Source organism: Amycolatopsis sp. NPDC089917 (assembly GCF_040684635.1).
Taxonomy (GTDB): Bacteria; Actinomycetota; Actinomycetes; order Mycobacteriales; family Pseudonocardiaceae; genus Amycolatopsis.
Genome location: NZ_JBFBGL010000032.1, coordinates 88,903 through 98,925 on the forward strand (window position 1 = coordinate 88,903; position 10,023 = coordinate 98,925).

Annotated in this window: 7 protein-coding genes; 4 read left to right on the forward strand and 3 right to left on the reverse strand. The window is 67.2% G+C overall.

Annotation, left to right across the window (positions count from 1 at the left end; translation table 11 throughout):
• Window positions 1-3 precede the first annotated feature (3 nt).
• From AB0N89_RS23555 to AB0N89_RS23565, 3 genes are all read right to left on the reverse strand, one after another.
• Window positions 4-675: a FadR/GntR family transcriptional regulator gene (locus tag AB0N89_RS23555; RefSeq protein ID WP_364207774.1), complete on the reverse strand. Its 672-nt coding sequence runs from the start codon at window positions 673-675 to the stop codon at window positions 4-6.
• Between the two features lie 98 nt (window positions 676-773).
• Window positions 774-914 (reverse strand): hypothetical protein, encoded by a 141-nt coding sequence (locus tag AB0N89_RS23560; protein ID WP_364207756.1) that lies wholly within the window; start codon window positions 912-914, stop codon window positions 774-776.
• A 208-nt stretch (window positions 915-1,122) separates the two neighbouring features.
• Window positions 1,123-1,524, reverse strand: coding sequence for a nitroreductase/quinone reductase family protein (locus AB0N89_RS23565; protein WP_364207758.1), 402 nt, complete (start codon window positions 1,522-1,524; stop codon window positions 1,123-1,125).
• A gap of 131 nt (window positions 1,525-1,655) precedes the next feature.
• Here AB0N89_RS23565 and AB0N89_RS23570 point away from each other — a divergent pair, with 131 nt between their 5' ends.
• The 4 genes from AB0N89_RS23570 (at window position 1,656) to AB0N89_RS23585 (ending at window position 9,663) form a co-directional block, all read left to right on the forward strand.
• Window positions 1,656-2,741, forward strand: a complete 1,086-nt coding sequence (locus AB0N89_RS23570; protein WP_364207760.1) for a plasmid pRiA4b ORF-3 family protein — start codon at window positions 1,656-1,658, stop codon at window positions 2,739-2,741.
• Between the two features lie 201 nt (window positions 2,742-2,942).
• Complete coding sequence (gene dnaE / locus AB0N89_RS23575; protein ID WP_364207762.1) at window positions 2,943-6,527, forward strand: DNA polymerase III subunit alpha; 3,585 nt, start codon at window positions 2,943-2,945, stop codon at window positions 6,525-6,527.
• Window positions 6,527-7,999, forward strand: a complete 1,473-nt coding sequence (locus tag AB0N89_RS23580; RefSeq protein ID WP_364207764.1) for an MFS transporter — start codon at window positions 6,527-6,529, stop codon at window positions 7,997-7,999. The genes dnaE and AB0N89_RS23580 overlap by 1 nt, the downstream gene beginning before the upstream one ends.
• Before the next feature lie 455 nt (window positions 8,000-8,454).
• Window positions 8,455-9,663: a low temperature requirement protein A gene (locus tag AB0N89_RS23585; RefSeq protein WP_364207766.1), complete on the forward strand. Its 1,209-nt coding sequence runs from the start codon at window positions 8,455-8,457 to the stop codon at window positions 9,661-9,663.
• Window positions 9,664-10,023 lie beyond the last annotated feature (360 nt).

Consider the following 10,023-nt stretch of genomic DNA (forward strand, 5'->3'; position numbering starts at 1 on the left):
GTGTCAGTCGTCCTTGTTCTGGTGCGTCGTGTGGCTTGGCCGCACGATGGTGGTCAGCGCGTTCTCGACGTGCTCGAGATGGGAGGTCATCGCCGCGATGGCGTCCGCCTCGGAACCGGCGGCGATGGCGGTGACGATCTCACGGTGCTCGGTGTTCGAGCGGGTGCGACGGTCCCCCAATTGGTTGAGAAAAGAGGACTGGCGGGCGAGCGCGTCCCGGATCTCTTCGATGACCTTGCCGAACACCGGGTTGCCCGAGGCCTGGGCGATGGTGATGTGGAACAGCGAGTCCAGCGCCACCCACGCGGTGTTGTCGGTTTCGAGGTCCATGCGCTCGACGAGGTGACCGAGCAGGTCGAGGTCGTCGGTGCTGCGGCGCACGGCCGCGTAGCCGGCGACGGGGATCTCGACGTGACGCCGGACCTCGAACAGGTCGCGGGCCGAATAGGTCCCGAAGGTGGGGTTCTCGACCGGCCCGGTCGCGGTCACGAAGGTGCCTTTGCCCGTTTTGGACACGGTGAGCCCGAGCGCCTGCAGTCCGCGCAACGCTTCGCGCACGACCGAACGGCTGACCTCGAACTCCTTGCCGAGCGCGGATTCCGACGGCAGCTTCTGGCCGACGGGGTACTCGCCGCGCTCGATGGCGCCGCGGAGATGGGCCAGAACGGCCTCCATCGCGCTGACGCGTCGTGGACCACCGTGTCCGGCTGTCTGGCTGTCAGACAGGTTCATGAGACGAGATCGTGCGGTCGGCCCATCGCTTTGTCAAGCGTTCAGCCGAGGTCGCCGATCCACGCTGCGAGGTCCGCGTCGACGGGGTACTGGCCCGAGAATTCGAACCGGTGCTGGGCGCCTTCGTAGACGCGGAGTTCCGTGCTGACACCGGATTCCCGCGCCGAGGTGGCCAGCGTCACAACGTCGTCGGTCCGGGTGGTGCCGTCACCCCGCCCGCTTGAAGTACATGAAGGACCCCTTCACAGCGCCTAGCGCCGTGAAGGGGTCCTTCATGTACTTGGGGAGGTGACCTTTACCCGAGTCCGCTGTGACGGCTGGTGCGTCTGGGGCGGACGTGGCGACCCGGACCGGACCTGGGATCGACCGCAGCCAAAGCGCCACCGAACGTCATACCCGCTTGAGCGCGATCACCGGGAACGGCCTGCTGGTCTTCGACTGGTGCTCGGCCAGCCGAGGGAACGTCTTCGCCTGCTTCGCGAACAGACGGTCCCGAGCGGCTCCGGTGACTTCGATCGCGTGAGCGGTGAAGGCCTCTCCGTCCGCTTCGACGTCGACGGACGGCTCCGCGACCAGGTTGCGGTACCAGTCCGGATGCGCGGGAGCGCCCCCGTTCGCGGCGAACACGATGTAGCGGTCGTCGTCGGCCAGGAACAGCATCGGCGTCACGTGCCGCCGTCCGGTGCGGGCGCCGGTGGTGGTGAGCAGCAACGTCGGGAGACCGTCGCCGTGGCGGCCGTTCGCGCGGAACTCCGCGATCACGCGTTCGTTCATGGCCTGCAGGTCGATCATCAACTCTCCGGGCGGTTCGGTGGCCTTGGCGGCTGGCAAGTCTGCCCATCCGCGCCCAGGTCGGCAAGCATTTTTCGATCATGGCTGCTCACGGCGCCGAAACTGTCGGTACCGCTGGCGATACTGATCGTGTGTCCCCCGTCAGCCGCGGCCGCAAGCCCGCCAAAAGACCCAAGCACCAGCGCTCCGGCCGGACGCGTCCGCCCTTGGACGTGACCAGGGTGGATCGCTGGCCGAAGCTGTTCCACGGACCTGTCGAGCTGTCGGACTGCGTCGTCCAAGGCCAGGCGGATCAGGACCTGGTGGTCCTGGCCGCCACGCTGACCGCCGGCAAACGCTCGGTGGGCGTCGAGGTCGTGGTCAACGATCGCGAGGTCGACGTGATCGAACTCCACCCCGTTCCCGAGGACGCCCTCGCGGTTCTTCGCGCGGGCTTCGAGGTCACCGAGGCACCACTGACCCCCGAGGAGTTCCGGAGCCAGGTCGAAACGGCCCTGATCGCCACGGCGGACAAAGGCGCCTGGCTCCGGGAAAAGGTACCCAGACTCTTCGAGCTGGGAGGCAGACCGGAGTCCGATCTGCCCTCGCGTGCGGCCCAGCTGCGCCGATGGCTCGGTCTCCCCGAGTACGAACCGTTGCCCCGGTTGCCCTCGGCCGATCCGCTGCCGCTCGTCCTGCCCCCGCCCGCACCGGCCACCGGGCTCCGGTTGACGGTCGCCCTTGCCGAGCCGGACGACGCGATCTGGCGACGGCTCGAAGTCCGCTCCGACGTCACCCTCGCCGGATTGCACCGGATCCTCGCGGCCGCGTTCGACCGCGACGAACGGGAGTATCACCGGTTCGAGACCTCGTACGGCGGCTTCGGCGCCGACATCCAGGGCGGGGAGGGCGACCGCCTGGACGACGAGGTGACACTCGGCCAGGTCGTCACCTCTCCCGGCCACCGGCTCGTCTACGAGTCGGAGCGCTGGAGGCACTGGATCCGCGTCGAGCGGCCGGTCGCCCTTCCCCCGGCGCCGAGGTGCCTCGACGGCGAACGCGCGGCGCCCCCGGCGGAATGCGAAGACCAGAGCAGCTACGAGATGTTGCTGTACGCGCTGCGCGATCCGGAGAACGAAGAGAACGAGGAGCTGCTCGAAGAGCTCGGCGGCCACGGGTTCGATCCGGAGTGGTTCGACAAGGAGGTGGTCGACGAGCGGCTGGCCCGGCTGGGCTGACCCGGCACCCCGTTCGGGGGTAATCGGGATCATCGCGAACCCGCGCCGCGTCGGTGCTTGGCGACGGCCGGTCGGAGGTAGAGACTGGCCTCGCCGGGGTGCGAGCCCGCCCGGGCGCCGAGATCCTCCGGCGCATAGGGTGGGAGGACCGGCCCGCGTCAAGCAGCCAGGGATCCGTCTGCCTAGGGGAGGTTTTCGCTGGTGTCGAACGATTCCTTCGTCCACCTGCATGTGCACACCGAGTACTCGATGCTCGACGGTGCGGCGAAGATCGCCCCCTTGTTCAAGGAGGCGGCGCGCCTGGGCATGCCCGCGGTCGGCATGACCGACCACGGGAACATGTACGGCGCGGACGAGTTCTACCAGCAGGCGGTCAAACACGACCTCAAGCCGATCATCGGCATCGAGGCCTATATCGCGCCGGAGAGCCGCTTCCACAAGAAGCCGGTCTTCTGGGGGCAGGCCAACCAGCGTGGCTCGGACGAGTTCGGTGAGGGCGGTGACGTCTCGGGTAGCGGTTCGTACACCCACATGACGATGCTCGCCGAGAACTCCACCGGCCTGCGCAACCTGTTCAAGCTCTCCTCGCTCGCGAGCATGCAGGGCTACTACCGCAAGCCCCGGATGGACCGCGAGCTGATCGCGGAGAACCACCAGGGCATCATCGCGACCACCGGCTGCCCGTCCGGCGAGGTCCAGACCCGGCTGCGGCTGGGGCAGCGCACCGAAGCGATCCAGGCCGCGTCGGACTACAAGGACATCTTCGGCGGCGAAAACTTCTTCCTCGAACTGATGGACCACGGACTGCCGATCGAGCGGTCGGTCCGTGAGGGCCTGCTCGAGATCGGCAAGCTGCTCGACCTCAGGCCGCTGGCCACCAACGACTCGCACTACGTCACCAAGGACCAGGCCGACACCCACTCCGCGCTGCTGTGCGTGCAGGCGGGCAAGACGCTGAACGACCCGAACCGGTTCAAGTTCGACGGTGACGGCTACTACCTGAAGTCGGCCGCCGACATGCGGGAGTACTGGGACAAGGAGGTCCCCGGCGCCGCCGACTCGACGCTGCTGATCGCCGAGCGCGTCGAGTCCTACAAGGACGTCTACACACACAAGGACCGGCTGCCGTTCTTCGAGGTCCCCGACGGCTACGACCAGGGCACCTGGCTGCGGGAAGAGGTCGCGCGCGGCCTCAAGTGGCGGTACCCGGAAGGCGTCCCGGACGAGTACTACAACGAGCGCATCGAGATCGAGCTCGACGTCATCATCGGGAAGGGCTTCCCCGCCTACTTCCTCATCGTCGCCGACCTCATCAACTACGCCCGCAAGGTCGGCATCCGCGTCGGCCCCGGCCGTGGTTCCGCCGCCGGTTCGCTGGTCGCGTACGTCCTCGGTATCACCAACCTGGACCCGATCCCGCAGAAGCTGCTGTTCGAGCGGTTCCTGAACCCCGAGCGCGTCTCGATGCCCGATATCGACATCGACTTCGACGACCGCCGTCGCGGCGAGATGATCCGCTACGCCACCGACAAGTACGGCGTCGACAAGGTCGCGCAGGTCATCACCTTCGGCACCATTAAGACCAAGGCGGCCATCAAGGACTCCGCGCGGGTCCACTTCGGCCAGCCCGGGTACGCGATCGCGGACCGGATCTCGAAGGCGCTGCCGCCGCCGATCATGGCGAAGGACATCCCGCTCTCGGGCATCGTCGACTCGAAGCACGAGCGCTACGGCGAGGCCGCCGAGGTCCGGGCGCTCGTCGAGACCGACGAAGAGTGCAAGACGATCTTCGAGACCGCCCGCGGTCTCGAAGGGCTGATCCGCAACGCCGGCGTCCACGCCTGCGCGGTCATCATGTCCTGCGACCCGCTGACCGACGCCATCCCGCTGTGGCAGCGCGACGACGGCTCGATCATCACCGGCTGGGACTACCCGTCGTGCGAGAACATCGGCCTGCTGAAGATGGACTTCCTGGGCCTGCGGAACCTCACCGTCATCGGTGACGCGATCGACAACATCAAGGCCAACCGCGGGGTCGACATCGACCTCGACACCCTCGGCGTCGAAGACCCGGAGACGTACAAGCTGCTCGCCAGGGGAGACACGCTCGGCGTGTTCCAGCTGGACGGCGGGCCCATGCGTGACCTGCTGCGCCGCATGCAGCCGACCGTGTTCGACGACATCGTGGCCGTGGGCGCGCTGTACCGCCCCGGTCCGATGGGAATGAACGCGCACAACGACTACGCCGACCGGAAGAACAATCGGCAGAAGGTCAAGCCGATCCACCCGCAGCTCGAGGAGCCCCTGAAGGAGATCCTGGCCGACACCTACGGCCTGATCGTCTATCAGGAGCAGATCATGCACATCGGCCAGAAAGTGGCCGGGTACACGATGGGCCGCGCGGACGTGCTCCGCCGGGCCATGGGTAAGAAGAAGAAGGAAGTCCTCGATCTCGAGTACGAGGGCTTCGAGGCCGGGATGAAGGCCAGCCCGCTGATCGAAGGCGGGTTCTCGCCGGAAGCGGTGAAGGCGCTGTGGGACACGATCCTCCCGTTCGCCGGCTACGCGTTCAACAAGAGCCACGCCGCCGCGTACGGCCTGATCTCCTACTGGACCGCGTACCTCAAGGCGAACTTCACGCCGGAGTACATGGCCGCGCTGCTCACGTCGGTCGGTGACAACAAGGACAAGTCGGCGGTCTACCTCTCGGAATGCCGCCGCCTCGGGATCAAGGTACTCCCGCCGGACGTCAACGAGTCGGCGCTGAGGTTCGCGGCCGTCGGGGACGACATCCGCTTCGGCATGGGTGCCGTCCGCAACGTGGGCGCGAACGTCGTCGAGTCGATCATCAAGACCCGCGCGGAGAAGGGGAAGTACTCCTCCTTCACCGACTTCCTCGACAAGTCCGAACTGGTGGCCTGCAACAAGCGGGTCATCGAATCGCTGATCAAGGCGGGCGGGTTCGACTCGCTCGGCAACTCGCGGCTTTCGATGATCCAGGTGCACGAGGACGCGGTCGAAGCCGTGGTCCCGCTCAAGCGCCAGGAGGCGATGGGCCAGTTCGACCTCTTCGGTTTCGGCGGGGAGGACGACGCGGAAGCCACGGCGTCTTCGTCACCGCTCGCGCATCTGAAGTTCGGTGAAGAGGAGTACCCGCGCAAACAGCTCCTCGCCTACGAGCGGGAGATGCTCGGCCTCTACGTCTCGGCGCACCCGCTGGACGGCGCCGAACGCATCCTGCGCAAACACGCGCCGCGCCCGATCGCCGCGATCCTCGCCGACCCGCCGAAGGAAGGTGAGCTGATCGTCTCCGGGCTGATCACCTCGCTGGAGCGCCGGGTCAACAAGAAGGGCGAGCCCTGGGCGATCTGCACCATCGAGGACATGGACGCCTCGCTCGAGGTCCTGTACTTCCCGAAGTCCTACGCCATGTTCTCCGCCGACCTCATCGAGGACAACGCGGTCCTGGTCAAGGGCCGGGTGAACTGGCGCGAGGACAAGATGTCCATCTTCGGCGGCGGGCTCGTGCCGCTCGACCTGTCCGAGGTCGGCAACGGTGACGAGGACCTCCCGCTGGTCCTGCTGGCCGCCGCGGAGAAGATCGACCAGTCGGTGGTCAGCGAACTGAAGCAGACGCTGCTCGCGCACAAGGGCGAGACCCCGGTGCACCTCAAGCTGGTCGGCAAGAACCAGACGGTCTTCGCGCTCTACGACTATCCGGTCAAGGTGACGTCGATGCTGATCGGTGAGCTCAAGGGCATCCCCGGGATCGCCGCCAGCACCTGATGAGCACCTACGAACCCGACCCCCGGCGCTGGAAGGCGCTCGCCGTCTCCCTCGCCGCCGGGTTCATGGGCCTGCTCGACGTCAGCATCGTCAACACGGCGCTGCCCTCGATCCAGAAGGACCTCGGCGCGTCGAGCGGCGCGATCCAGTGGGTCGTTTCGGGTTACGCACTGGCCTTCGGGCTGGTGCTGGTGTCCGGCGGCCGGCTCGGTGACGCGCTCGGCCGCCGCCGCATGTTCCTGGTCGCGCTCGCCGCGTTCGTGCTGACCAGCGCGTTCGCCGGCGCGGCGCCGGACGAGACGACGCTGATCATCGCGCGGCTCCTGCAAGGTTTCGCGTCGGGAATGATGACGCCCCAGAACAGCGGGATGATCCAGGATCTGTTCCGCGGCGCGGAACGAGGCCGCGCGTTCGGCATGTTCGGCGCCACCGTCGGGATCTCGACCGCCGTCGGACCGGTGCTCGGCGGGGTGATCCTCGCCGTCTTCGGCGACCCGGAAGGCTGGCGCTGGGTCTTCTACGTGAACGTGCCCATCGGGATCCTGGCGTTCGCCCTGGCCTTGAGGTGGCTCCCGAAGGACGAGAGATCGCCGAGAAGCCTGCGGGGCGAGATCGACGTCGTCGGCATCATGCTGCTGGGTGTCGCCGTGCTCGGCGTCCTCCTCCCGTTGATCGAATCCGAACAGGGCGGACTCGGCGATCTGTGGTGGCTGTTCGTCGTCGCGGTGGTCTTCGGCTTCGCGTTCGTGCGCTGGGAACGTTCGATGGTGCGGCGCGGCCGCCCGCCGCTGCTGGACACGCGACTGTTCACCGGCACCCCCGGCTATGCCACCGGTGCCGCCGTCGGCGCGCTGTACTTCAGCGGATTCACCGGGATGTGGCTGGTCTTCGCGATCTTCTTCCAGCAGGGGCTCGGCTACACGCCGCTTCAATCAGGGCTCGCCGTCACCTCCTTCGCTCTCGGTTCGGCGGTCTCGGCGGCGATCGCGGGACGGCTGGTGCCGAAGTGGGGCCGCAAGCTCACCGTCACCGGGCTGGTCATGGTGATCACCGGGATGGTCACGGTCGCCGTTCTCGCCGGGCAGGACCCGGGTGCCGCGGCGGGCTGGTGGTTCGCGGTGCCGTTGCTCGTCGCCGGCGTCGGTGGCGGCATGGTCATCTCGCCCAACACCACGCTGACCCTGGAATGCGTCCCGACATCGATGGCGGGAGTGGCCGGGGGAGCGCTGCAGACCGGACAACGGATCGGCACCGCGATCGGCACGGTCGTACTGGCCTCGGTCTTCCACGCGGTGCTGGGCGCGAACGGCGGTTACTCGTCCGCGCTGACCGCGGCGATGCTGTGCGCCGCCGGCTTGACGACTTCGGCGCTTTTACTCGCCGTGATCGAGCTCCGGGCGCGCCGGAAACGGCGTTCGCTCACTGACGGGGAGGAAGTCGCCCGTGCTGCCGCCGACAGTCAACGCGGCTGAGTCATCCGTGCGTACCGATGACTACGTTCGGCAAGACCCGATGCTCCATCCGAGTGACTGAGGTAGTCATCCTCTGGTGCTACTCAGAGCAACCGGGTAGACCTTACGGAGCCTTCACTGCTGTGTCATGGCTACCGACAGTGGTATTTCTGTCGATCGATCGGGGATGGATCGATCGGCGAAGCGATCGTGGTGAGTCCGGAGTTCTCAGGGATGGACACCCACGGTCACGGGCCGGTGGACAGCCGTCGGCGTCCGCGGGGGACCGTTCGGCGGCAGCCGGCTCACACCACTGGCGAGCCGAGTCCCGGTGAGGCATTCGCGCGGGTGGGTCCGTGCGGGGTCGCCTGGGGAGGTGCACCCGGCCCGGACCCACCCGCTGCGCGTTTCTCCGCGTGTGTGAACCGCTTCCGGCTGAGAAGATCTTCGCGAGTCCGAGAGTGCGAGGAGCGGAGATGGCGGAGACTTCCGACCGGCGGAATCGGCTGCGGGTCTGGTACCGGCCGATGACGATGCGCGATTCCGGTGAAGGACACCGGGTCGCGACGCCGTTGGAGCTGTTGTTCGACCTGTGTTTCGTGGTCGCCGTCGCGCAGGCCGCCGCCGGTCTGCACCACGCGATCGCCGAGAACCACATCGGGCACGGGGTGCTCAGTTTCGGGATGGTGTTCTTCGCGATCTGGTGGGGCTGGCTGAACTTCAGCTGGTTCGCGTCGTCGTTCGACACCGATGACGTGCTGTACCGCGTGGTGACGCTGGTGCAGATCGCAGGCGGGCTGACCGTCGCCGCCGGTGTCTCCTCGGCCTTCGAAGGTCACTTCGAGATCATGGTCGGCGGCTACGTCCTGATGCGGTTGGCGATGGTCGTGCAGTGGCTGCGCGCCGCGCGGACCGATCCGCGGTGCCAGCCCGCCGCGTTGCGATACGCCGTCGGCATCACGATCGTCCAGATCCTTTGGGTCGTCCGGCTCGGCCTGCCGGAATCGCTGGCGCTGCCGTCGTTCTTCCTGCTCCTGGTGGCCGAGCTCGCGGTCCCGGTGATCGCCGAACGCAAGCGCTGGACCGGCTGGCACCCACACCACATCGCCGAGCGCTACGGCCTGTTCACGATCATCGTGCTGGGCGAATCCATCCTCGGCGCGACCACCGCGGTCAAGGAAGGGCTGGACAAGGGCGAGCACACCGGCAGCCTGATCTCACTCGCCGCCGCGGGGCTCGTGCTGGTCTTCTCCCTGTGGTGGCTGTACTTCGACCAGCCGGGCCACGTCCGGCTCGAGAAGGCGAAGAACCTGTTCACCGTCGCGAGCTGGGGCTACGGGCACTACCTGATCTTCGCCTCGGCGGCCGCCCTCGGCGCCGGTCTCGAAGTCGCGGTCGACTACGACACCCACACCGGCCACGTCGCCTCGCTGCCCGCCGCCATGGCCACGACCGTGCCCGTCGCGATCTATCTGCTGAGCGTCTGGCTGATGCACATCGGGCCGAGCAACGAATGCCGTCCGATCGCGATCGGCTTCCCGACGACCGCGGTGCTCGTGCTCGCCGCTTCGTTCACGCCGGCGCCCATCCACATCACCGCCGGGCTCGCCGCCGCCCTCGTCGTCCTGACAGTGGTCGCTACCCACGGGGAGCCGGTTCCAGGGGAGCCGGCGGCCGAGAGCTAGATCAACGCAGGTCAGAGCGCTGGCGCGAAAAAAGGGACCCCCCTGTAAACGCCGGTTTCGAGCCGTGTAATGTTCTCTTCGTCGCCAGGGAAACCGAGCGGCCGCCGGGAACACGAACCAAGCTCCCACCGGACGGTGGTAGAGTGGGTGGTCCCGAACCGGAGAGGTAACTCTACCCCCGCTGAAACGGCAGTTTCGAGCAGGTGCTAGGGTGTGCTCCGGACAAAGCCAAGAAATGACTGCTTCGGATAAGGCCGCGTGAGTGTGGTGCGATTCGGGGTGTGTTGCTTGAGAACTCAACAGTGTGCTAGTGAACTAAGCCAGTAGAGCTTATGTATTGAAACCCTGCCTCGTGGGGTT

Excerpts from the sequence above, each read along its gene's own strand:
- AB0N89_RS23555 (WP_364207774.1), bottom strand. The coding sequence starts at position 675 with ATGGAGGCCGTTCTGGCCCATCTCCGCGGCGCCATCGAGCGCGGCGAG.
- AB0N89_RS23565 (WP_364207758.1), bottom strand. The coding sequence starts at position 1,524 with ATGATCGACCTGCAGGCCATGAACGAACGCGTGATCGCGGAGTTCCGC.
- AB0N89_RS23580 (WP_364207764.1), top strand. The coding sequence starts at position 6,527 with ATGAGCACCTACGAACCCGACCCCCGGCGCTGGAAGGCGCTCGCCGTC.
- AB0N89_RS23585 (WP_364207766.1), top strand. The coding sequence starts at position 8,455 with ATGGCGGAGACTTCCGACCGGCGGAATCGGCTGCGGGTCTGGTACCGG.